Origin of the sequence: Paenibacillus taichungensis, assembly GCF_050994985.1 — a bacterium.
GTDB lineage: Bacteria > Bacillota > Bacilli > Paenibacillales > Paenibacillaceae > Paenibacillus > Paenibacillus taichungensis.
This window is the reverse complement of record NZ_CP194720.1, coordinates 3520861-3545711: the sequence shown is the minus strand read 5'-3', so window position 1 is coordinate 3545711 and position 24851 is coordinate 3520861. Positions and strand designations below refer to the sequence as shown.

The 24851-nt window shown below is 46.1% G+C and carries 22 protein-coding genes; all 22 read left to right on the top strand.

Going from position 1 to position 24851, the window contains the following annotated elements:
* Positions 1-47 precede the first annotated feature (47 nt).
* The 22 genes from dpsA to rny all read left to right on the top strand — a co-directional run bounded on the left by dpsA (position 48) and on the right by rny (position 24699).
* Positions 48-947, top strand: a complete 900-nt coding sequence (dpsA, locus tag ACR1R9_RS15755; protein WP_063566370.1) for a dipicolinate synthase subunit DpsA — start codon at positions 48-50, stop codon at positions 945-947.
* The gene (locus ACR1R9_RS15750; protein ID WP_024630269.1) at positions 944-1540 is read left to right on the top strand and encodes a dipicolinate synthase subunit B; all 597 of its coding nucleotides are present in this window, start codon (positions 944-946) and stop codon (positions 1538-1540) included. The genes dpsA and ACR1R9_RS15750 overlap by 4 nt, the downstream gene beginning before the upstream one ends.
* A 423-nt stretch (positions 1541-1963) precedes the next feature.
* Complete coding sequence (gene dapG, locus ACR1R9_RS15745; RefSeq protein ID WP_076289534.1) at positions 1964-3181, top strand: aspartate kinase; 1218 nt, start codon at positions 1964-1966, stop codon at positions 3179-3181.
* Positions 3182-3228: 47 nt separating this feature from the next.
* Positions 3229-4104 (top strand): 4-hydroxy-tetrahydrodipicolinate synthase, encoded by an 876-nt coding sequence (dapA, locus tag ACR1R9_RS15740; protein WP_433923208.1) that lies wholly within the window; start codon positions 3229-3231, stop codon positions 4102-4104.
* Positions 4105-4580: 476 nt separating this feature from the next.
* A complete protein-coding gene (locus ACR1R9_RS15735; protein WP_053783840.1) occupies positions 4581-6260 on the top strand; it encodes a ribonuclease J in 1680 nt (559 codons plus the stop codon).
* Positions 6261-6487: 227 nt separating this feature from the next.
* On the top strand, positions 6488-7249 hold the full coding sequence (locus ACR1R9_RS15730) for a ClpP family protease (protein WP_076289746.1): 762 nt from the start codon (positions 6488-6490) through the stop codon (positions 7247-7249).
* Entirely contained in the window at positions 7246-7476 is a 231-nt protein-coding gene (locus ACR1R9_RS15725; protein WP_063566367.1) for a YlzJ-like family protein, read from the top strand. The genes ACR1R9_RS15730 and ACR1R9_RS15725 overlap by 4 nt, the downstream gene beginning before the upstream one ends.
* Positions 7477-7566: 90 nt before the next feature.
* Entirely contained in the window at positions 7567-10308 is a 2742-nt protein-coding gene (locus ACR1R9_RS15720; protein ID WP_433923209.1) for a DNA translocase FtsK, read from the top strand.
* Positions 10309-10494: 186 nt separating this feature from the next.
* On the top strand, positions 10495-11325 hold the full coding sequence (gene sleB / locus ACR1R9_RS15715; protein WP_076289538.1) for a spore cortex-lytic enzyme: 831 nt from the start codon (positions 10495-10497) through the stop codon (positions 11323-11325).
* Positions 11326-11451: 126 nt separating this feature from the next.
* Positions 11452-12732 (top strand): EF-P 5-aminopentanol modification-associated protein YfmF, encoded by a 1281-nt coding sequence (gene yfmF, locus ACR1R9_RS15710; protein ID WP_310852621.1) that lies wholly within the window; start codon positions 11452-11454, stop codon positions 12730-12732.
* 3 nt (positions 12733-12735) lie between these two features.
* Complete coding sequence (gene yfmH / locus ACR1R9_RS15705) at positions 12736-14016, top strand: EF-P 5-aminopentanol modification-associated protein YfmH (RefSeq protein ID WP_433923210.1); 1281 nt, start codon at positions 12736-12738, stop codon at positions 14014-14016.
* A 1-nt stretch (position 14017) separates the two neighbouring features.
* The gene (gene ymfI, locus ACR1R9_RS15700) at positions 14018-14788 is read left to right on the top strand and encodes an elongation factor P 5-aminopentanone reductase (RefSeq protein WP_076289541.1); all 771 of its coding nucleotides are present in this window, start codon (positions 14018-14020) and stop codon (positions 14786-14788) included.
* 175 nt (positions 14789-14963) lie between these two features.
* Positions 14964-15227: a DUF3243 domain-containing protein gene (locus ACR1R9_RS15695; protein WP_062833846.1), complete on the top strand. Its 264-nt coding sequence runs from the start codon at positions 14964-14966 to the stop codon at positions 15225-15227.
* A 197-nt stretch (positions 15228-15424) separates the two neighbouring features.
* On the top strand, positions 15425-16192 hold the full coding sequence (locus ACR1R9_RS15690; RefSeq protein WP_024630282.1) for a DUF3388 domain-containing protein: 768 nt from the start codon (positions 15425-15427) through the stop codon (positions 16190-16192).
* A 66-nt stretch (positions 16193-16258) separates the two neighbouring features.
* Positions 16259-17311 (top strand): helix-turn-helix domain-containing protein, encoded by a 1053-nt coding sequence (locus ACR1R9_RS15685; protein ID WP_433923211.1) that lies wholly within the window; start codon positions 16259-16261, stop codon positions 17309-17311.
* 68 nt (positions 17312-17379) lie between these two features.
* Positions 17380-17550 (top strand): hypothetical protein, encoded by a 171-nt coding sequence (locus ACR1R9_RS15680; RefSeq protein WP_157258470.1) that lies wholly within the window; start codon positions 17380-17382, stop codon positions 17548-17550.
* A gap of 153 nt (positions 17551-17703) precedes the next feature.
* Positions 17704-18195, top strand: coding sequence for a YajQ family cyclic di-GMP-binding protein (locus tag ACR1R9_RS15675; protein WP_017689115.1), 492 nt, complete (start codon positions 17704-17706; stop codon positions 18193-18195).
* Positions 18196-18517: 322 nt separating this feature from the next.
* On the top strand, positions 18518-19105 hold the full coding sequence (gene pgsA / locus ACR1R9_RS15670; RefSeq protein WP_063566359.1) for a CDP-diacylglycerol--glycerol-3-phosphate 3-phosphatidyltransferase: 588 nt from the start codon (positions 18518-18520) through the stop codon (positions 19103-19105).
* A gap of 107 nt (positions 19106-19212) precedes the next feature.
* Positions 19213-20469, top strand: a complete 1257-nt coding sequence (locus ACR1R9_RS15665; RefSeq protein ID WP_076289543.1) for a competence/damage-inducible protein A — start codon at positions 19213-19215, stop codon at positions 20467-20469.
* Positions 20470-20708: 239 nt separating this feature from the next.
* Entirely contained in the window at positions 20709-21773 is a 1065-nt protein-coding gene (recA, locus tag ACR1R9_RS15660; protein ID WP_076289544.1) for a recombinase RecA, read from the top strand.
* Positions 21774-22109: 336 nt separating this feature from the next.
* Positions 22110-22847, top strand: coding sequence for a regulatory protein RecX (locus ACR1R9_RS15655; RefSeq protein WP_076289545.1), 738 nt, complete (start codon positions 22110-22112; stop codon positions 22845-22847).
* A gap of 310 nt (positions 22848-23157) precedes the next feature.
* Entirely contained in the window at positions 23158-24699 is a 1542-nt protein-coding gene (gene rny / locus ACR1R9_RS15650) for a ribonuclease Y (RefSeq protein ID WP_062326115.1), read from the top strand.
* Positions 24700-24851: the final 152 nt, after the last annotated feature.

Below are 24851 nucleotides of genomic sequence, written 5' to 3'. Positions count from 1 at the left end.
CACTGCATACGATAAGGCATACATGTGGTGAAAGGAGTGACGTCCCGATGCTGACCGGTGTCCGGATTATAGTCCTGGGCGGAGATGCGCGGCAGCTTGAAGTCATTCAAAAATGCGCAGAGCTGGATGCTACGGTAAGTGTGGTGGGCTTCGACAAGCTGGAGCGTTCCATACCGGGTATCGAACACCAGGAATTGGAGGACGATGTATTTGCTTCGGCAGATGTGCTGGTGCTTCCTGTGGTCGGGTGTGATGATCAGGGTAAAGTGAGCACTTCGTTCAGTGATACACCGATTTTTCTGAAAAAGGAACATGTTGCGGCATTGCCGGAGCATTGTATTGTGTTCACAGGTATGGCGAAGCCTTTTTTACGTGATTTGTGCCGGGAAAATGGTCTACGGCTTGTTGAAGTACTCGATCGTGATGACATCGCGCTCTACAACTCCATTCCGACTGCTGAAGGCGCAATTGCTATGGCGATTCGGGAGACGGACTTCACGATCCACGGCTCGGAATGCATTGTGCTTGGCTTGGGTCGAACAGGTTTCACAATGGCCAAAACGCTTCAGGGACTTGGGGCAAATGTACGGGTGGGAATCAGGCGCGAAGAGGATGCTGCTCGAGCAGCCATAATGGGCTGGAAGCCTTTCATGACAACGGATTTGGCCGCTCAAACCGGGGAAGTTGACTTGCTTTTTAATACGATACCGACTATGATAATCACAGCACAAATCCTGTCCAAAATGCCGCAAAAAGCAGTCATTATCGACCTCGCATCCGCTCCTGGCGGCTGTGATTTCCGATATGCCGAAAAACGCGGTATCAAAGCGCTACTTGCGCCTGGCCTCCCCGGCATTGTTGCTCCCAAAACGGCTGGCGGCATTATTGCCGACGTGTTAATCCGTTTGCTTTTGGAAGAACAAAACGCACGGGAGGTTGAACAATGAACTGGCAGGGAAAAACGGTAGGTTACGCAATTACAGGTTCTCATTGTACGTTTGAAGAGGTTATGCCGGTGATTAGCCGCTTCGTGGCCGAAGGTGCCAATGTTGTCCCGATTATTTCCAATTCGGTTCTGACTACGGATACACGCTTTGGGACCGCGCAAAATTGGCAAAAACAGTTGAAAGATATAACGGGGAATGATATCATTTCTACAATTGTTGAGGCAGAGCCGTTAGGGCCTTCCAAGTTGCTCGATGTGCTCGTAATTGCTCCATGCACAGGCAACACGACGAGTAAACTGGCTAACGCCATGACGGACAGTCCGGTTTTAATGGCAGCCAAAGCCCAGATGCGAAATCAGCGTCCGCTGGTACTCGCCATTTCCACCAATGATGGCCTTGGGTTGAATGCTGCGAACATCGCCAAACTGCTGGTGGCCAAATATCTGTATTTTGTGCCATTTGGGCAGGATGATCCGGTGAAAAAACCGAACTCGTTAGTGGCCAAAATGGAGCTCATTCCGGAGGCATGCTGGAGTGCGCTTGAAGGCAAACAGTTACAGCCAATGATTGTGCAGCGTTCTGCACAGGCTTGATAGTTCTTGGGTCCGCCGTAACATTAGTTTGTTTATAGACATGGTTCTGTACAGACTTAGTTAAGGGGATAACGGTTATTCGCTTGAAGAAATGAAGATGGTTCGAGAGACAAAGAAAATCATGAGGGACGTTATGCTGGCATAAACAGCTACCTGTGTCCACGTTCCTTTCATTAAAAGGGAATTCCTGCTTGCAACGATTAGGTTAGGCAAGCGGGATCAGTGCACGGGGAACGTGTGCGACATGATCTCGATAACAACCGCGGCCTTCATATGGGATTGTTTCACTAATCTTTGATGAGGAGCGGCATGAAATGCCGTATAAAATGCTGAAATTATCGCATCGGAACGCTCCCTAGGGTGATCCATTTGTTGATTTGACCCGTGTCCAGTCTTCTTGCGTACACAAATGGAGGAATAAAGATGCGCATCATGGTACAGAAATTCGGAGGTACATCTCTCTCTACCGTTCAGGCGAGAGAGCATGTGCTCCGTCATGTTAAACGTGAACTTGAAGCAGGATTTAGTCTGGTCATTGTTGTGTCAGCGATGGGTCGCCGTGGTGAGCCTTATGCGACTGATACGTTACTGGACTGGGCTGCACAGAACGGAAATGCACTCTCCGCACGCGAAAAGGATTTACTGCTGTGCTGTGGTGAAATTATTTCTGCGACGACTTTAAGCAGTCTGCTCGAACATGAAGGCATTCCAACTACAGTGCTGACCGGTGCACAAGCAGGTTTTGTGACGGACGACAATTTCGGGAATGCCCGAATTTTGGATGTCCGTCCTGTTCGTGTGCTGGAGCAGCTACAGAGTGGGCGTGTTGTCATTGTTACAGGGTTCCAGGGGCAGACCGAAAATGGTGACTTTACGACCCTTGGTCGTGGAGGAAGTGATACGTCAGCCACAGCTCTTGGTGCAGCATTACACGCTGAGATGGTGGACATATACACGGATGTAAATGGAATACTGACAGCAGATCCACGTATCGTGGAGGACGCTCGTCCGTTGACTGTTGTGAGTTATGCCGAGATATGTAATATGGCCCATCAAGGAGCCAAAGTAATTCACCCACGTGCAGTCGAGATTGCGATGCAATCCCAGATTCCAGTGCGTGTGAGATCTACCTTTGCAGATAGTGAAGGGACGCTGGTAACGCATCCAGAAGGATTCCAGGATGTGCAGACAGGCATTGTCGACCGATATGTAACAGGGATTGCCTATGTAAGTAATGTTACGCAAATAACGGTGGAAGTGCCGGGTGGTGCAGATCGTTTGCAGCTGAAAGTGTTTAAAACGATGGCTGAAAATTCGATCAGCGTAGATTTTATTAATGTTACCCCTCTGGGGGTTGTCTATACCGTTTTCGATAGTGATTCCGAGAAAGCTATACAGGTACTGCAGGAAATTGGTCTTAAACCGCAAAGTCTCTCCGGTTGTGCCAAAGTTTCCGTCATCGGCGGAGGTATCAACGGAGTGCCAGGCATTATGGCACGGATCGTGGAATCCTTGACTCTTGCGGACATCCAGATCCTGCAATCTGCAGATTCCAATACAACGATTTGGGTACTTGTGAAAAAAGAAGATATGGTTCAAGCTCTGAGGGCACTTCACGCCTCATTCGAACTTCACTTGTAGTACTTTGAAGTCAGCGGAGCCGGACCTGTTTTGAAGGAGGAATCGAATTGGACTTTGGAAGATTGATTACAGCAATGGTCACTCCGTTCAACGAACAAGGGGAGATCCATTGGGAGGAAACTGCACGTCTGATTGATTATTTGATTGATGATCAAAAGTCAGAGACGCTCGTTATTTCAGGAACAACTGGAGAATCTCCCACGCTTAGCGACAAAGAAAAAGTAGAACTATTCGAATTCGCGGTAAAACATGCGGCTGGACGGTGCAAAATCATTGCTGGAACGGGTAGCAATAACACCGCTCATTCAATCCATCTGACTCAGGACGCTGAACGTGCTGGTGTAGATGGTGTTTTGCTGGTTGTTCCTTATTACAACAAACCAAGTCAAGAGGGAATGTTTAGACATTTTGAAGCGATCGCGAACGCGACGAAACTGCCAATTATGTTGTATAACGTTCCTGGACGTACAGCAGCTAGTCTTTCGGCTGCAACAACGATTCGTTTGGCACAGATTCCTAACATAGTAGCTACGAAGGAATGTGTATCGTTGGAGCAAGTCACGCAGATTGCTGCGGGTGCACCGGGACATTTCAGGGTGTATTCCGGTGACGATGCTGCTGGCTTGCCAGCCATTGCTGTAGGTGCTTACGGGATCGTTAGCGTTGCTAGCCATGTGGTAGGCGCTGAGATGAAACAAATGATTGATTCCTACTTCGGTGGTGCACCTGTACAGGCGGCTCAGATACATCAGAAGCTGTTTCCGGTGTTCAAAGGTCTATTTGAGTGCCCACAGCCTTTACCGAACCCTGTAGCGGTGAAATACGCTCTGACATTACGTGGTCTGAACGTAGGATCTGTACGCCTGCCGCTTATAGCTGCAACAGAGGATGAGCAAGGCTTTATTCGTACCTTGTTCAACTAGCAATAATAGATATTGAACTGATTCGTTAACTTTTATAGACCCATAGAAATTGCAGAAGAACCGCTCCTCATTTAAGAGGAGGCGGTTCTTTTTTTTGACGACGATGGTTAGGTTTCTTTTCACAACTGGAGGCAAACCTAGAGGTTAACGAGAGAGTGACTTGTTTTTTTTGTTTTTAATCATGTATAATGATGTCAAGTGACTGGGTGCGGTATTTTTTTGAAATTGAAAGCGACATCGTTTCTTGGTGTAGCTTTGTGGTGAAAAAGGAAGGAACGGCTAAGAAGGATCATTTCAAAATCCATCTTGTTGGTGAAGGGGAATAACTTCGAAGAACTTCTTCCAAATATCGTGAATAAAGGTGCTCTTTTGCATTCATCCCTATTTACGGGCATGGGTGTGATGGACTGCTTTTCTTAACTTACAATAAAATAATAAGGTACGACGTCCAACTACCATAGGAGGTTTAGATTCATTTGTCTAAGAAAAATAACAACGATAAACTGATGATTTTTGCTTTGGGCGGCGTAGGCGAGATTGGTAAAAATATGTACGTCATCCAATACGCGAACGACATTGTAGTCGTAGATGCTGGTCTTAAATTCCCGGAAGAAGATATGCTTGGAATCGACATCGTCATTCCTGACATCTCTTATCTAACTGAAAACCGTGACAAAGTAAGAGGTATTATTTTGACTCACGGACATGAGGATCATATTGGTGGTCTGCCATATGTTCTGAAACACTTGAATGTTCCTGTATACGGAACAAAGCTCACTCTCGGACTTGTGGAGAACAAGCTGAAAGAAGCCAATTTGCTGGGTGAAACAAAACGCATTCTGATTGATGCGGATTCCGAGATTCAACTCGGCTCTGTATTGAAAGCAACGTTCTTCGCTACTAACCATAGTATTCCGGATTCCGTCGGCGTATGTGTCGAAACACCGGAAGGCGCTGTTGTTCATACAGGTGACTTCAAATTTGATCACACTCCAGTAAATGGTCAATATGCAGATCTCCAGCGTATGGCACAGATCGGAACCAATGGCGTACTCGCCCTCTTGTCCGATAGTACCAACGCAGAGAAACCTGGATTTACACCTTCGGAGAAAAATGTGGGTATCGTTCTGGAAGATATCTTCCGTAAAGCAAGCCAACGTGTCGTTGTAGCAACATTTGCTTCCAACGTACACCGGATTCAACAGGTTATCAATGCAGCTGAAGTAACTGGACGTAAAGTCGCAGTTATTGGACGCAGTATGGTAAATGTGGTGGGTATTGCTTCTGAACTGGGTTACCTTGAGATTCCAGACGGCATGATCATTGAGCCGGAAGAAGTAGGCAAAATGGCTGCTGACCGTGTAGTAATTCTCTGCACAGGTAGCCAAGGCGAGCCAATGTCAGCATTGACACGTATGGCTCGTTCCACTCATCGTAAAGTAGATATTTTGCCTGGTGATACAGTAATTATTGCTGCAACTCCAGTTCCAGGTAATGAGAAATATGTAGGCCGTACGATTGACGAACTGTTCCGTCTGGGTGCCAACGTGCATTACAGCGGTGCAAACAGTGGCGTTCACGTATCCGGTCACGGTAGTCAGGAAGAGCTGAAACTGATGCTTAACCTGATGAAACCGAAATATTTCCTGCCGATTCACGGTGAATTCCGTATGCAGCGCCGTCACGCGGTATTGGCTGAATCTGTAGGTATTGATCCAGACAACATTTTCATTACGGATATCGGTGAAGTGGTTGAAATTCAAGGCGGAGCAGCACGCAAGGCAGGTAAAGTTACTGCAGGTAACGTGTTGATCGACGGCTTGGGTGTAGGTGATGTAGGTAACATCGTATTGCGTGACCGTAAATTGCTGTCACAGGATGGCATTCTGGTTGTCGTGGTAACACTGAGCAAACAGGATGGCAAAATTGTTTCCGGTCCAGACATCATCTCCCGTGGATTTGTCTATGTACGCGAATCGGAAGGACTGCTTGATGAAGCCAATCGCATTGTCAGCAGCACACTGCAGAAGTTGATGAGTGAGAACGTTAACGAATGGGCTTCACTCAAAACGAATGTTAAAGATGCACTCGGACGCTTCTTGTATGAGCAAACTCGTCGTAGACCGATGATTTTGCCAATCATTATGGAAGTTTAAAATAAATCAAACAAAAACATAAATTCAGGCACACAGTCGCCCCTTCTCTACGAGTAATATTGGACGGTTCCTCGTAGAGAAGGGGCTTTTTTTGTTGTTTTCTGGCCCTACACCAGATTGTGGAGAAATTGATGAATAATCGGGTATAAGTCAGCTGGAACATTCCCCATACTAAGGAAATACATTACATGTTTCTGGAGAAGGGGAGTAATCGAATGAGCGAATACATGAAAAACAAGCAAACACCGAAATCGGAACAACCGGGCACCGAGGCACCGGAAGTGCCTGCACAAGAGGAAAAGGGTATGTCACCTGTAACGGAGGCTATTCAGCAATTTGGACAGACGCAGTCACCTGCAGCTGAATCGAACATTTTCTGTATGACCATTATCGGTCAGGTGGAAGGGCATTTAATTTTACCTCCGCAAAACAAAACAACAAAGTATGAACACCTCATTCCTCAGCTGGTTGCAGCAGAGCAGAATCAGCGAATCGAAGGCATTTTGATCATTTTAAATACGGTAGGAGGAGATGTGGAGGCGGGCCTGGCTATTGCCGAAATGATTGCTTCACTTAGTAAACCTACGGTTACCGTCGTCATTGGAGGAGGGCACAGCATTGGGGTTCCGATCGCGGTTGCCTCAACCTATTCCCTGATTGCGGGTAGTGCAACAATGACCATTCATCCGATCCGTATGAACGGACTCGTGATAGGCGTGCCTCAGACGTTTGAGTACATGGAGAAGATGCAGGAACGTGTCGTAAGATTTGTTACATCGCACTCCAATATCTCTGAAGAAATGTTCAAGGAACTGATGTTTAAAACGGGTGAACTCAACCGCGATATCGGAACAGCTGTGGGTAGCGCTGATGCAGTTAAATATGGATTGATGGATGCCGTAGGCGGGATCGGACAGGCCATCGCTCAGTTGAATCAACTCATAGGAGACAAAAGACAGACGCTGCAGGCAGGAGGCTATACCCAATGACACTTTACACAGTGATGCCACCTGAACTGCTGTGGTCAGGGATGTGGAATGAAGGAGAAGACACCCGTGAGATCAAGATGAACGGATTATTGATGCAGGTCAGACCTGTTAATGAAAATGAGGCTGTTATAGTACGTTTACTTGAATGCCCCTTGGAAGCTTATCTGAATCCCGCTAATATGCCCGGATCTATCGTTCCACTTTCGGGTAACCCGGGACCAACATAACGCGACCAAATAAGACAAATTGAGCAGAAAAAGAACATATGTACGGATTATATTTGTATGGTATAATATTCTTCTGGGGGTGACCTGATTTTGGCCAGAAGAAAAAAGAGGAAAAAAAAGGCCGCAGCTTTTAGCGGCGTTTTAAAATATGAAATTTACGGCATTGTGCTTATAACCCTTGCCGTCATTGCTTTGTCGGGTGAAGCAACCGTAGGGCGCTCGCTTTCCAAGATGTTTGGGTTGATGCTTGGCAAGTTCTATTTTGCGATTCCGCTTATAGGGATCTATTATGGCTTAATGGTGATGATTCATCGAAAATGGCCGAGCGGCTGGACAACGCGCAAGACAGGGCTCGTATTGCTGGTGTTTGCTTTAACACTGATGAGTACCGTCTCTGCCATGCACCAGAAACTTATACCAGTTGGAGCCCTGGAGCCAGGTGCTGTACTTACACAGATACATAATGATATGCAAATCGAGTTGCTCACGCCTGCTGCGCCAGGCGAACGGGATTCGATGCTCAATAAGGACATTAGCGGCGGTTATATAGGAGCGGCGCAGTTTGCCTTGTTCTTGTGGTTGTTTGGCAGCTTGGGAGCCCGATTGATTATGATCGTCATGTTCGTTATCAGTTTCATGTTGATTACCAATCTTTCTTATGTCGATCTGATTCGCATTTTCAGAACGAAGATATGGGATGCAGGTAGTGCGATGTACAAAAAGCTGGAGGCTAGACCAGCAGCACGTGCTACTTCAAGCTCTGCGAGCAAGAAAAACGGGAATGTTCGCAAAGTGGTACCTGTTCCAGTAGACGACGAGGAAGATGATGACGATTACGATGATCTGCAGAATCAACAGCTACCGAAACGAAAAGCACCGATTTTTTTCCAACTCTTTGGAAAATGGGGTTCTGATCGGGAACGGACGAAGGCTGAGCGTGGAGTGGACGAGGATGATTCTTTAGACGCGGAACATGTCGTCTACCGTGCGGAGCAGGAAACTCCTGCGGATTCATGGCATGATGAGCCAATCATCGCATCCGATGTAATGGCTCCTGCAGCAGTTCCTGTGCAATCAAGACCTAATTCGGCACCAATCATTCGTGACTTCTTTGAACATGTCAGATCCGAGGATGCTGGTAAAGATGATGATCTGGATGATGCGTATCCTTTCCCAGATGATCTAACGGATAACATGCAGGCGAAAGAGCCTCCAATCAAGATCTCAGATGAACTTGTGGATAACAATGAGTGGCCTGAAGCGGCGGATGCTGGAATAGCTACGATGGATGCTGTTGAGGGTAGTTCGGACGTTGGGTCTACGTTGAGTAATGGGGCTCAAGGTTCGGTTGTTTCAGATACGGAGGGGCAGGAAGTGCAGCCAGTTAAGCCACCACCACCTCCTCCGAAACCTTATAAACTTCCGTCATTCAGACTTCTTTCCAAGCCTAACAATGGAGGTAAGGGTGGCGACCAGAAGGATTACATGCAGACTGCACGCAAGCTGGAAGCAACGCTGGAAAGCTTCGGTGTTCGTGCCAAAGTACTTGAAGTAGTCAGAGGCCCTGCTGTTACACGTTATGAGATCCAACCGGATATTGGTGTGAAGGTTAGCAGAATTGTAAGTCTGACAGACGATATTGCTTTAGCCCTGGCGGCTAAGGATATCCGAATGGAAGCACCAATTCCCGGCAAATCCGCAATTGGTATTGAAGTACCTAATGGAGAGGTATCCGTAGTAACAATGCGGGAGGTTATGGAGACTGCCACATTCCAGGAAGCCGAATCCAAAGTGACCATTGCATTTGGAAGAGATATCTCTGGACAGACGATCATCGGTAATCTGGCTCGTATGCCCCATTTGCTGGTGGCTGGTGCGACGGGTTCAGGTAAATCAGTATGTATCAATGGTATTATTACGAGCATCCTGTACAAAGCGAAGCCAGATGAAGTGAAATTTTTGATGGTCGATCCCAAAATGGTCGAGCTAAACGTATATAACGGTATTCCGCATCTGATGGCACCGGTCGTAACGGATCCTAAAAGGGCCTCACTTGCTCTCAAGAAGATCGTTGTTGAGATGGAGAAAAGATATGAGTTGTTCTCCAAATCCGGTACACGTAACGTTGAAGGTTATAACAATCTGATGAAAGACAACCCAGCGGCGGTTTTGCCTTACATCGTTGTTATCGTGGACGAGCTGGCTGACCTCATGATGGTTGCCGCCGGTGACGTGGAAGATGCGATTGCTCGATTGGCTCAGATGGCGCGTGCAGCGGGTATCCATCTGATCATTGCCACACAGCGCCCTTCTGTGGATGTTATCACTGGTGTAATCAAAGCCAACATTCCGTCCCGGATTGCCTTTGGTGTATCCTCTCAAGTGGATTCTCGAACCATTCTGGATATGGGTGGGGCCGAGAAGTTGTTGGGCCGAGGAGATATGCTGTTTATGCCTATGGGAGCTTCGAAGCCGGTTCGTGTACAAGGCGCTTTCATGAGTGATGAGGAAGTTGAAAATATCGTGAATTACGTGCGTGGTCAAGGTGAAGCGCAGTATGACGAATCCATTGTTCCTGAGGTGGATGATTCCGTTCAGGCAGCAGAAGAAGTGCAGGATGAGTTATATGAACAAGCAGTACAGATTATTTTGGAGGCGAAGCAAGCTTCCGTTTCTCTATTGCAGCGCCGAATGCGAGTGGGTTACACGCGCGCAGCACGTTTGATTGATTCCATGGAGGCCCGAGGTGTGATTGGTCCTTACGAGGGCAGTAAACCAAGGGAAGTATTGATCTCACTGGAACAGTATCAACAGAATAAAATAAGCTCGTAATACACATATGTGTAAAAGATCCAAGCCCTTAACCTTACTGGTTGAGGGCTTTTTGCATGCCATTTGACTGAAGATTTGCCATGATGTCCAATGATCGGAGGATTTGGTGCATAGGAACGAAGTATGCTTGTCATAATAACCTTAGCGATTCTGTTAATCCCACAAGAGAAAGGTAGAGCACAGTCGATGCGAAAAATGAACATATGGCTTTTCACTGCTATTTTGCTGATGTCCGCATTGGGAATTCGTTATTTGCTTCCTGGGAATACAGCAACCGAAAGTCCAAACCCAAGTACCCCGCAAGTCGAAGAGCAGTCGTTACCCACCTTTAGCACCAATGCTGTGAAATATGGAAGTTACGGTCAGGATGTATACGAGCTTCAAGGCCGGCTAAAATATTTGGGATTTTACAATGGTAAAATTGACAGTAATTTCGGCAGCACCACATTGAAATCAGTAAAATGGTTTCAATCGGAATTCGGCATGAAGGCAGATGGTGTGGTTGGAGCCAAAACCAAGCTGAAACTTTACAATGCTTCAAAACAATGGTCGCCAACAGAAACACCGTTGCATAAGGATCAAACCTCAGGAGATAGTGGCAACAATAACAATACTGCGGATAAAGAGCAGGACAATATGGGCTCTGCCAATTCCATGGGATTGTCAGAGAACGAAATCAAAATTATGGCTAACGCGGTATATGGTGAATCTCGCGGAGAGCCATTTGAAGGTCAAGTGGCAGTAGCGGCAGTTATCCTGAATCGTGTGAAATCGCCGAGTTTCCCGAACACACCATCAGGAGTGATTTTCCAGCCGGGTGCGTTTACTGCCGTTGCAGACGGCCAGATTTATCTGGAACCGAATGCTCAAGCTAAAAAAGCAGTTGAACAGGCGATGAATGGTTGGGACCCATCCGGTGGATGCCTCTATTATTTTAATCCGAAGACAGCTACATCCAAATGGATCTGGACACGTCCTCAGGTAAAAACAATTGGGCAGCATATATTCTGTATGTGATGATCTTGGAAGCAACCAGAAGGCGTGACTTCGGTTGCTTCTTGCCTTTTGAATGGGTTAAAATGGTTGTTACGTTTAAGCTTCACTTATTGCATGATAAATGACGCCATAAAGGGGTTTTGACATTTGAATACATCAGGATTTGAACGAGGAAACCGGAAAGAATTCCGCATACATGTTCTTCCTACGAAACGTTTTAAGACATTTGCGATCTCGCTTTACGCAGGGGTTCCCCTGCAGGAAGATACGGTTACCAAAGTAGCCTTAACACCTTTCGTACTTCGGCGCGGGACCGAATCCTATCCGGAAACAACGCAATTTCGTGAACAATTGGAACATTTGTATGGAGCGGGTTTTGGCTTTGATGTCTATAAACGTGGCGATTACCAGATTGTACAGTTCCGTATGGATACCATTAATGATTCCTTTGTTGGCGGAGACGAGCAGCTGTTGGATCGTTCTTTTGCTTTTCTAGGTGAGGTCCTCACACGCCCTGCACAGGAAAATGGACATTTCAGAACTTCTTATGTACAAGCTGAGCGGGAGACTGTTCGCAAAATGCTGGAGTCCATCGTCAATGACAAGATGCGTTATGCTGCGGAACGTAGTATTGAGGAGATGTGTAAAAACGAACCTTACCGCTTGCACCCGCTTGGTGAACGCAAGGATTTGCCGGGCATTGATCCAGATACATTGACAGCTTCGTATCAGGAATGGTTGCAGCAGGCAAGTATGGACTTGTATGTGGTGGGCGACACCACGCTGGAAGAGGTAGAGAATCTGGTTCAGCGTTATTTCAATGTAGAACGAGCGACCTCTTCTGACTATCATACACAGGAAGCTATTCGTGGAGATAAAGAAGTGGAAACCGTTGTAGAACGACTTAATGTTAATCAGGGTAAGCTCAATATGGGGCTTCGCACGTCTATCACTTATGGTGACCCTCAGTATGCAGCTGCTTTGATGTATAACGGCATTCTCGGAGGATATCCTCATTCCAAGCTGTTTGTTAATGTTCGTGAAAAAGAAAGTCTGGCGTACTATGCCTCTTCGCGTTATGACGGACATAAAGGGATTGCAACGATCCAATCCGGGATAGAAATCCCCAATTACGAAAAAGCCGTCATGATTATCAAGCAGCAGCTGGATGAAATGAAGAAAGGGAATATCACTGACCTGGAGATGTCTCAGACCAAGGCGATGATCCGTAATTTGCTCAAGGAAATGCAGGATTCTGCATTTGAGCTGATTGCTTATGATTTTAATCGACAATTATCCGGCAAAGAACGAACCGCCGAGGAACTGCTGGCCCAGGTAGAACAGATCAGCAAAGAAAATGTTCGTGAGGCGGCAGAGAAATTCCGTCTGGATACGATTTATTTCTTGCGTGATGAGAAGGGGGAATAGTCGGTGGAGAGCATAACATACGATCGTTTGCAGGAAACGCTGTATTACGAAGTGATGGATAACGGGCTGCATGTTTATATTCTGCCTAAACCGGGTTTCCAGAAAACATATGCCACATTTGCAACCAAATACGGCTCGGTGGACAATCATTTTAAGGTTGAAGGACAAGAGGAAGTGAAGGTTCCGGACGGAATTGCTCATTTCCTGGAACACAAAATGTTTGAAGAACCAACAGGCGATATTTTCGCTACATTTGCTTCTCATGGAGCTTCTGCCAATGCTTTTACCAGTTTCGATCAGACGGTTTATTTGTTTTCGGCAACGGAACATGTCAATGAAAATATACAAACATTAGTTGATTTTGTGCAAAATCCTTACTTCACCGATCAGAATGTGGAAAAGGAAAAAGGGATCATCGCACAGGAAATTAATATGTATGCCGATAATCCGGATTGGCGCGTTTATTTTGGCCTGATTGAGGCGATGTATCAGAAACATCCTGTGCATATTGATATCGCCGGAACCGTTGAATCCATTGGTACTATAACCAAAGAAACGTTGTACACGTGTTACAACTCTTTTTATCATCCAAGCAATATGCTTCTGTTTGTCGTGGGTGGAGTAGATCCGCAGGAAGTGATCGATATGGTTCGTTCGAACCAGGCGAAGAAAAATTACAAGCCTCAAGGGAAAATCGAGCGGATTTTTGAACCGGAACCTAAGCAAGTGGGCGAAGCTAGACGTGAATCCAAATTGGCCGTTTCCCTGCCCAAATGTTTGTTTGGTTTTAAGGAAACTGAAGTGGGACTTACTGGAGAAGACCTGCTGCGCCGGGATATGACAACTAAACTAATGATGGATCTGTTATTTGGTTCCAGTACCCCGCTATTTCAAAAATTGTACGATGAAGACCTGATTTCGGACAGCTTTGGGCATGAATATAACAGTTCGCCGCAATATGCTTTTTCTGCTATTGGCGGGGATACCAAAGACCCGGATCAACTGCTTGCGCGTATTCGTGAAGAAGTCGATGCTATTGTGGAAAAGGGATTTGATGCAACCGACTTTGAGCGCGCACGCAAAAAGAAAATAGGTGGATATTTGCGTATGCTCAATTCACCAGAAAACATTGCGAATGAATTCACGCGTCAGCAATTCCGTGGTGGTGATTTTTTCAACATGCTCTCGTTGTATGAATCGCTCACACTGGAAGAGGTAAACCGTAGATTGAAAGAGCATATTCGTTGGGATCAACTGGCGATATCGCTTGTCGTGAGTCCTTAATATGGAGAGGGGAACAGGACAATTGAAGCCAATTGGAGAAATGACAGTACTTGTAACAGGCGCGAGCGGAGGCATTGGAGCAGCTATCGCAGAGCGTTTTGCCAAGGTGGGCATGAATGTAGTGATTCACTATATGAAATCGCATGAAGCAGCTAATGAAGCGGCGAGAAGGTGCATGGAACAAGGCAGTGGTAAAGTGATGACGGTGTCTGCTGATCTACGCAGTCGGGAGCAAATTGAACGTATGCGTGAGAAGCTGGAATCACATGGGCTGATGCCGGATATTCTGGTGAATAATGCAGGGATATCTCATTATGGAATGCTGTCTGATGTTACGGAAGAAATCTGGGACGAAGTGATGGCGATCAATCTGAAGGGCACGTTCTTGTGCACACAGGAAATGATGCCTCACATGATCTCCCAAAGATATGGTCGAATTATTAACGTGTCGTCTATCTGGGGACTGTCGGGTGCCTCTTGTGAGGTGTTGTATTCTACAACCAAAGGCGGTGTAAATGCTTTCACCAAGGCTCTTGCCAAAGAGCTGGCTCCATCTGGCGTAACGGTGAATGCTGTAGCTCCTGGTGCAGTTCAAACATCCATGTTGAACCATCTGGACCAGGATGAACTAAAAATGCTGGAAGAGGAAATTCCGGCAGGAAGACTTGCCCAGCCAGATGAAATCTCATCACTGGTCTACTTCCTTGCACTTCCCGAGTCTGGATACATTAATGGGCAGATTATAAGTCCAAATGGTGGCTGGCTCACTTAATATATGGGGGAGCGCAATCAATTTTGTTTTAAATACGGGGTAGTTTCTTGATGGAAATTAATGATTTGTAGATGATCTTCGATTAATTCAAAAATGCTCGTATATAAAATGTCCGGGAAGCACATATTACAACTGTTGATTTTAAATCTCATGCGTCAGCTAAGGAGGATTTATCATGTCAACAGAAAAAACAGTGCTCTCAAGTTTTGACACATGGAAGAAGTTTTTGGGTGACCGCGTGCTGCAAGCAGAGAAGATGGGGATGAGTGAAGATACCATCAACAAACTTGCATACGAAATCGGTGACTTCCTGGATGAGAAAGTCGATCCGGCGAACCATTCCAACCGGGCATTGAAAGAATTATGGGATGTCGGCGATGCAGATGAGCGTCGTACGATCGCGTGCCTGATGGTCAAATTGGCCAAACAAAACGCATAAGATTACAGATGGAAAGCTCCCGCAAGGGGGCTTTTCTCTAATGATTACACATTGATTACAGACCTGTTCTTGTAATTCATTTTCATTTTATATATCATTAACGTGACCCATTTTTAGAAGATATCTCAGATTGTCGTCCAATGGACGCGTTCTGTTACTGTCGAATAATGTGGAATAATGCTTTACGGGGTGTTTAAATGGAATCTAAACAATGGTATATGGAGTATAAAATACATAAGAACAGACCCGGCCTTTTGGGGGATATTGCCTCTATGCTGGGGATGCTTGAAGTAAATATATTGACCATCAACGGTGTTGAAGGCAAGACCCGGGGGATGCTTTTGGAATCAGACGATGATGAGAAGATCCGTCTGCTGGGTGAAATGCTTGGCAAAGTGAACAGCATAACTGTGTCTGCTTTGCGTCAACCGAAACTGGTAGATATTCTCGCTGTCCGTCATGGTCGTTATATTGATCGTGATTCGGATGATCGCAAAACATTTCGTTTTACGCGGGACGAACTTGGGTTACTTGTGGACTTTTTGGGTGAAGTATTTAAGAGGGAAGGCAATCAAGTCATTGGTTTGCGTGGAATGCCGCGTGTAGGCAAAACGGAATCCATTATTGCAGGCAGCGTATGTGCGATGAAGCGCTGGACGTTTGTTTCCTCCACACTTCTTCGTCAGACCATAAGAAGCCAGATGTCAGAGGACGAATTGAATCCAAACAATGTGTTTATCATTGACGGAATTGTCAGTACGATTCGTTCAAGCGAACGGCATTATAATCTGTTACAGGACATCATGACGATGCCAAGTACCAAGGTTATTGAACATCCGGATATTTTTGTGCAGGAGTCTGAATATGATTTTAATGATTTTGACATTATTATTGAACTGCGCAACAATCCGAATGAAGAAATTATTTATGATACGTTTACGGCCAGCTACACCGACGAACTGTAACGCTCCGTACGGGATCATGAAATAGATAAGCAACAACCATAGAGATAAACATAAGGAGGAGATGGCATGTCTGAACTGGGTCAGCAGTTAAGGGAGGCCCGGCTGCAAAAAGGGATGAGTCTTGACGATGTACAGGAAATGACTAAAATTCGCAAGAGGTATTTGGAGGCAATAGAGGCAGGAGACTACAAAGTGCTGCCTGGCAGCTTCTATGTGCGTGCATTTATCAAAACCTATGCGGAAACGGTGGGACTAAATCCTGATGAGCTGCTGGAGGGACATAAGAAAGATGTACCTGCAGAAGAAACGGAAGCAACCATGGAGCCAGTTATTCAAAAGCGTTCAAGCCGCCCGGTAGAGCGCAGTAACCGCTGGATGTCTGTTGCGCTGATGTGGACTTTTCCGGTATTAATTCTTGTACTGTTGTACGTGTATGTAGTGATGAACAAAGATGATTCGGATACACAAGGGCTGGATCAGACGAAGATCACAGACAGCCAGCAGCAACCTCAAGATAAACCGGATGAGCCTACAGATAATGGCCAAGCTTCTAATCCTCCAACTAATGAACCAGGTAGCGGAGAAACGAATGAAGGCGAAGCAGGCGGTAACGGTGGCGGAACAGCAGAGGGGCAGCCTGACGGACAAACTGACGGACAGACGGATGGTCAAACAACGGGTGAAGATGAAGAGAACCCAACAGACAATCAGCCAGCTTCTGTAACTGTTGCTGAAGACGGAAAATCAGGCAATATTACGAACTTCAAAGTGAACGGCAGTGCAGGGCAGCCTGTGACGGTTACAATTAAAGCAACGGGGCATAGTTGGCTGGAAGTATACAAGGGCGAGAACTCTAGTGGCGAGAAGTTGGAATACGGCAACACCGCTGAGGGAGACAGTTATACTTTTGAATTGGACAGTGCAGGAATGTATATTAAGTCCGGTTACGCTGCAGCGACCACAATTGAGGTTGCAGGGCAGGTTGTGACAGACGGGAAAGCGACGAACCGCATTCGGTTAAGACTTGGTGAGGATACGTCCTCCACTGGTACTGAAGGCACAACGACGAATGAAACAGGAAGCAATACTGAAGGAAGCACCGGCACTAGCGGCGAATAACCAAAGTTTCTGCGGGAGACACTAACCTTGTCTTCAACTTGCAGTCAACTTTTGGTGAAGTGAGGTGGATGGCTGTGACAGTCAGCTGGATCGTAACAGGTTTGGGGATCATTGTCAGCCTCCTGGGTTATTACTTGACTCCAACTGCTTGGGGTTACGGAATTTTGGGTTTTGGACTTGCACATGTACTTCTGGGTGTGCTTGACATGTTCAGACAACCTAATCGCAGCCGTTATTAGAAGGACAGCCGCACAAAAAGCATTTTTGGCAACCATCATAAGTGGCAGCCAAAAATGCTTTTTTATTTTGAAAAACCTCATAAAATTAGACTTTTGCTTGGCGTATCCTCTATAATGTTACAGAACATATGATTAACTGAAAGGGTGACTGGTTTGAGTTCAGAAAATTCATTTGATATCGTGTCCAAAATGGACTTGCAGGAATTGACAAATGCCGTTACACAAACGGAAAAGGAAATTGGCACGCGTTATGACTTCAAGGGCAGCAAGAGCAGTCTGAAACTGGATAAGGATGCGTTAACGATCGTATCTGATGATGAGACCAAACTCAAGGCTGTTATCGATGTATTGCAATCCAAGATGGCTAAGCGGGGTTTACCTCTAAAAAACATTGATTATGCAAAAGTAGAACCAGCTTCTTCAGGTACAGTCCGCCAGCGTTTGAATTTCAAGCAGGGGATTGATCAGGATATCGCTAAAAAAATTAATATTCTGATTCGTGACTCTAAGATGAAGGTGAAGAGTCAGATTCAGGGAGATCAGCTCCGGGTAACAGGTAAAAGTAAGAATGATTTGCAAGCAGTTATGCAGTTGTTAAACGGTGCCAATCTACCTCTGGATCTGCAATATACAAACTTTAAGTAATATCTCCTCTTTGTAGCAAGGTATGTTTTTTGACACTACAATTGGCGTATATTATACTAAGTGTGCATTGCTGGCAGATAAGCATCAAAGCCCAGTCATCATCGTTTGCTGACTTTGTGAAAAGCAGTACATCTTCTGAAAGTCACCGGAACGTTTAAAACGGTTTTGCGTTTGAACGGTTGACTTTATTTTTTGCGTTTTTACATAGTGAGAGCACTTTAGTGCTGATTGACAGTGAAACTGTACATTTCATGTTCCGGATGATGAATACGGGATTAAGATGAATGTTTGGAGTAATGGAGGATAAGAGGGAGGGCGTCTTGTGAATTTACCCAACCGGATTACGCTTGCACGAATTTGCTTAATCCCTTTTTTGATGGTGTTCCTGCTCGTAGATTTTCCGTTTTATCCAGAGCCGTTGCAATTGGGAAGTTTATCACTTCCGTATAATCAGTTGATTGCTGCTGTCATTTTTATCATTGCAGCAAGCACGGATGGAATTGATGGCTATCTGGCGCGGAAAAATAATATGGTTACCAACCTAGGGAAATTGCTTGATCCGCTGGCTGACAAGTTGTTGGTTACTGCGGTGCTGATTTCACTTGTGGAAATGGGCAAGTTGGATTCCTGGATTGCTGTGGTCATTATTAGTCGTGAGTTTGCGGTTACCGGCTTGCGTCAGATTGCATTATTGGATGGTTCGGTTGTTGCAGCAAGTGCCTGGGGCAAACTGAAAACCGTCGTGCAAATTGTGGCGATTGTGCTGCTGTTGTTGAATAATTTCCCGTTCTCATTTACGGGTATTCACATGGACGTTATTGCCGTTTGGGCTGCAGCGATCATTACAATTTGGTCAGGTATTGATTACTTTATCAAAAACAAAAATTTGCTTCATTTATCAAAAGCGTAACGTTTGAGGTTGAATGGGTAAGCATGAAGAAATCATTTGTACGAAGGGCAATAGGAAATTATCCTATTGCCCTTTGATCACTCACCACGTGTACAGGAGGATGCTGAATGAAGGCAGAAATCATTGCAGTTGGCACAGAATTGTTGCTTGGACAAATTGTGAATACCAATGCCCGATATCTATCCCGTGAATTGGCTGCGATCGGGATTGATGTATATTTCCAAACGGTGGTTGGTGATAACCTTAATCGACTAAGTGACGCTATTCGCATCGCCCAGGGTCGTGCAGACGTCATTTTATTTTCCGGGGGCATCGGTCCCACACAGGATGATCTGACCAAGGATGCGATCGCGGCGGTCTTGAACCGCAAGCTGCATATAGATCGAATGGCTATGGACAAAATCGAGAGCTTCTTCAGAGATCGTAATGTGGACATGACCGAAAATAATCGCCGTCAGGCGATCGTTATAGAGGGTGGGACACCGCTGGCGAACGAAACAGGCCTTGCCGCAGGAAATGCGATTTCTGACAATGGCAAACATTATGTAGTGATGCCTGGACCGCCGAAAGAGCTGATTCCAATGTTTGAACAGGAAGTTAAACCTTGGCTGTTCCAGCATGTACTAACAGAAGAAATGCCGATTTACTCAAAAATGCTGAAGTTTGCAGGGATCGGAGAATCGGCATTGGAAGACCGACTCCTGGATCTGATTGATACGCAGACAGATCCAACGATTGCTCCTTATGCCAGTGAGGGAGAAGTTACGGTACGTGTATCTACAAAGGCTCCAAGTGAGAGTGAGGCGAAGCTGAAGCTGGACGCAATGGAAGTTCAGATCCGGGAACGATTGCCAGAGCATCTCTACGCGAACGAGGATGTGCCTATAGAGTACACAATCGTAACGATGATGTCTGATATGGGTCTGACCCTTAGCGCGGCTGAGAGCTGCACAGGAGGGCTCGTCATGCAAAGTCTGACGTCAGTTCCTGGCAGTGCTTCGATGCTTAAGGGCGGAATAGTATGTTACTCCAATGAAATTAAGGAGAAGCTGCTCCATGTGCCACATGCCTATCTAGAAGGTGAAGATGCACCGGGCGCAGTGAGTCCGGAAGTCGCCAAAGTGCTGGCAGAACAGATTCGCATGATTGGGGATGCCGACTTCGGTCTGTCGGTTACAGGTGTAGCGGGACCTGGTTATTCTGAACGCAAACCACCAGGACTTGTTTTCATCGCTCTGGCTCAACGTGGTAAAGAGACAGAAATTCATGAACTGCGCATTAATGGCAATCGGGAGACGGTGCGGATCCGTTCTGCGAAGGCGATTCTTTACCGTTTGTGGCGCAAACTTGTGGAGATGGACTAGTTCATAGCTCGGATTGCATTTGCTAAGGCAAGCAAGTATAATAAAGGAAGACGGAAGAACCGTAGAATCAGGCTTTACAGCCTTGTTTACGGTTCTTTTTTCTGTTTAATGGAAAGTTTGTTTGAGGAAGAGGCGCCTCGGCCTTCACAAAAAAAACGAATGTATGTTCGAAAAAAAGCTTGGCAAACGTGTTAAAACAAGGTATCATTATCTTATAAACAGTAAAGGGTGTGAGCTTATTGTCAGACCGTCGTGCCGCGCTTGATATGGCGCTCCGTCAAATAGAGAAGCAATTTGGTAAAGGATCCATCATGAAACTGGGTGAGTCGACTCACATGCAAGTGGAAATCATACCCAGCGGTTCCTTGGCTCTGGATATTGCATTAGGAACAGGCGGCTTGCCTAAAGGCCGTATTGTTGAAATATATGGACCAGAATCTTCCGGTAAAACAACTGTAGCATTGCATGCGATTGCTGAAGTACAACGGGTGGGTGGACAAGCTGCATTTATCGATGCAGAGCATGCTCTTGACCCGCAATACGCAAGCAAACTGGGTGTTAACATTGATGAGTTGCTTCTGTCTCAGCCAGATACGGGTGAGCAAGGGCTTGAAATTGCAGAAGCGCTTGTACGTAGTGGAGCTGTAGATATTGTCGTTATTGACTCGGTTGCTGCATTGGTACCAAAAGCGGAAATTGAAGGCGAAATGGGTGATTCCCATGTCGGTTTGCAAGCACGTCTGATGTCTCAGGCGCTGCGTAAACTGTCTGGTGCAATCAGCAAATCCAAAACCATCGCAATCTTCATCAACCAGCTTCGTGAAAAAGTCGGTGTTATGTTTGGTAACCCGGAGACAACACCTGGTGGTCGTGCCCTGAAATTCTACTCTACAGTACGTTTGGATGTACGTCGTATTGAGAGTATTAAATCAGGCAATGACATCATCGGTAACCGTACTCGTATCAAAGTTGTAAAAAACAAAGTGGCACCACCGTTTAAACAAGCGGAAGTGGACATTATGTACGGTGAAGGTATTTCGAGAGAAGGCAGTATCATTGATATTGGTACAGAGCTGGACATCGTGAACAAAAGTGGTGCGTGGTACTCTTACGAAGGCGAGCGTTTAGGTCAAGGACGTGAGAACGCCAAGCAGTTCATGAAAGAGCATCAAGATATTGCTCAAGTAATCGAGCAAAAAATCCGTGTAGCCAGCAACTTGACTACTGCAGTTCCTGTGCCTACGACTGAAGATCAACAAAAAGAAGCGGCAGAAGAACAAGAATTGTTTGAAATTAACGAGTAATGCTCTGAATCCCCGAAACTTGTCTGAGTGATCTTGGCTCGATCTAGATCTAGGCTAATGGGGTAAGGTGTGCGCTCGCGCTGTCCAACAGCCTCTGTCCGAATGGGCAGGGGCTGTTAGTACGTTTTCTGTTAGGGAGAGGCCGGACATTGTTTCCGGCCTTTTGTATTACATCTGGTGTCTCTGTGAAATTACGCTCTAAACGTATGCAGTTTATCTGTGTTATCTCCGTCGGAGATCTGCTAATCGGATTCAAGAAAGTCTTTTGTTTTGTTCTGTGCTATCAGTAGACACCATGTGATACAAGTATCAAATGATGTGGAAGGGGAGACCGAAATGGATCAACATGAAGATGATTTATATGAAGAAGCCAAGCTGGAGGGAATCTCCCAATTCCCGGATAACGAAGAACTTATCATTACACGAGTTGAACGAACGAAGAGCAGGGAAGCTCGTTACCGAATTACCTTTGGTTTATATTCAATTACGGTGCTTGAAGATGTAATGATTAAATATCGGATGACCCGGGGAAATACGTTTCTGAAAAAGGACTTGGAAGATATCATTATTGCTGACGAGCGACAGCGGACGTATGTGCAGTCTTTGCGATATCTGGAGCATAAACCCCGCACACGCCACGAATTAAGTCAGAAGCTGCGTCAGAAAGAGTTTGCTGCATCGTTGATTGAAGAGGCCCTGGATCGGCTTGAGCGGGAGAATTTGGTCGATGACGAACTGTTTGCGAAGGAATGGACTCGTCAGCGTATGGAGGGCCAGCGGAAGGGAAAACTGTGGATAAGGCAAGAGCTGCGTCAGAAGGGCATTGCCAATGAGCTAATTGCTGAAGCGCTGGAAGGTGTAAGTACAGATGCGGAATATGAGACGGCTCTAACCGCCGGACGCAAAAAATGGAATCAGGTCAAAGGAGACATCCAGGAGAAGAAACGTAAAACGCTTCCCTTCTTGATGCGACGAGGTTTTTCCATGGATATGGTGCGTCGGGTTGTGAATTGTTTAATTGAAGAAGACGAGGCTAAAGACCTCGAAGATGACGAAGCGTTGTTATGGGATTAGCAGACTGGACCCACTATACTGCATTCTCTTGACAATTTCTTTCGTCAAATACTAAAATGGACATGAGTCTGTAAGAAATGGACAACCCTTTTTCCTTCCAAAAAAGCGGTTTCTGTTTTTTAAGATTTATACCATTCATGATTATGGGTTCGCTGGAAACGGTGAATAGTACATGGAAGCATGTACATGTGAAATGAAAATCGGCGGGGGATCGCCGTGAGTATTCGTTATTCCCAAAAATATGTAAGGCTTGAAAACAACAAATTGACCCAAGGAGTGCCTTGGAGGAACCAACGAGGAGGTGAACAGTATGGACATCGTAATCACGATCGTTCTCGTTGTGGCCGCGCTCGTTATTGGGTTCGGAGTAGGGTATTTTATTCGCAAATCTCTTGCAGAGGCTAAAATCTCCAGTGCGGAACAAGCTGCCGTGCAAATCGTGGAGAACGCGAAGAAAGAGGCAGAGGCACTGAAGAAAGAAACGGTGCTGGAAGCGAAGGACGAAATCCACCGCATTCGCGCCGAAGCTGAAAAAGACACTCGTGAACGTCGGAACGAAATTCAACGACAAGAAAGACGATTGTTGCAAAAAGAAGAGTCGCTGGATAAAAAATTGGAATCACTCGAACGTAAAGAAGAGCAAGTGGCTAACAAAGAGAAACGAATTGATGAGACACAGCAGCAGATCGAGATGATCTACAAAAACCAGGTGACGGAGCTGGAGCGCATATCCAACCTCACTATGGAAGACGCACGCAGTATCATACTGTCCAACGTAGAACAGGAAGTTCGTCATGAGACGGCTCAAATGATCAAGGACATTGAACAGCAAGCGAAGGAAGAAGCGGACAAAAAGTCCCGCGAGATTATTACACTCGCTATCCAACGCTGTGCGGCTGACCACGTGGCTGAAACAACGGTATCCGTTGTTACTTTGCCAAATGAAGAAATGAAAGGCCGGATTATCGGTCGTGAAGGACGTAACATCCGTGCGCTTGAAACCCTTACAGGGATTGACCTCATTATCGATGATACGCCAGAAGCTGTTATTCTGTCGGGCTTTGACCCGATTCGCCGTGAAATCGCCCGTACTGCCCTCGAAAAACTGGTGGCTGATGGACGTATTCACCCGGCACGGATTGAAGAGATGGTGGAGAAATCCCGCAAAGAAGTGGATGAGCGTATCCGTGAATACGGTGAGCAAGCTACCTTTGAAGTGGGCGTGCATGGTCTGCATCCGGACTTGATTAAAATTCTGGGCCGGTTGAAGTTCCGTACAAGCTACGGTCAAAACGTCTTGAAACATTCGATGGAAGTCGCTTATCTGGCTGGATTGATGGCTGGCGAACTCGGAGAAGACGTAACCCTAGCAAGACGTGCAGGTCTATTGCATGACATTGGTAAAGCGCTGGATCACGAAGTGGAAGGATCACACGTCGAAATCGGCGTGGAACTAGCGAAGAAATACAAAGAACATCCGGTTGTAATCAACAGTATCGCGTCCCATCACGGGGATTGCGAAGCGACTTCGGTTATTGCCATGTTGGTTGGCGCAGCAGATGCGCTCTCCGCAGCAAGACCAGGCGCACGCCGCGAAACGCTGGAAACGTATATCAAACGACTGGAGAAGCTGGAAGAAATTTCGGAATCGTTCGAAGGTGTCGAGAAATCGTATGCCATTCAGGCCGGACGTGAAGTTCGCGTCATGGTACAGCCTGAGAAAATCGACGATGCTGAAGCCTTCCGCCTCGCACGTGACATCACGAAGATGATCGAGAACGAACTCGATTATCCGGGTCACATCAAGGTCACCGTCATCCGGGAAACCCGTGCGGTTGAATACGCAAAATAGAGCATTACGGAAAAGTGGCCGCAGTAGTGGGCCACTTTTCCTGTTGATAGCCTGTTAAAAGGCATTTTTATAATAAAATTGATGAGCAAGAGATAGAGGTCCTGCGAAGTTTCGGATGCTTTGAAGAAGGCTGCGCTTGGTAGGGATTAAGG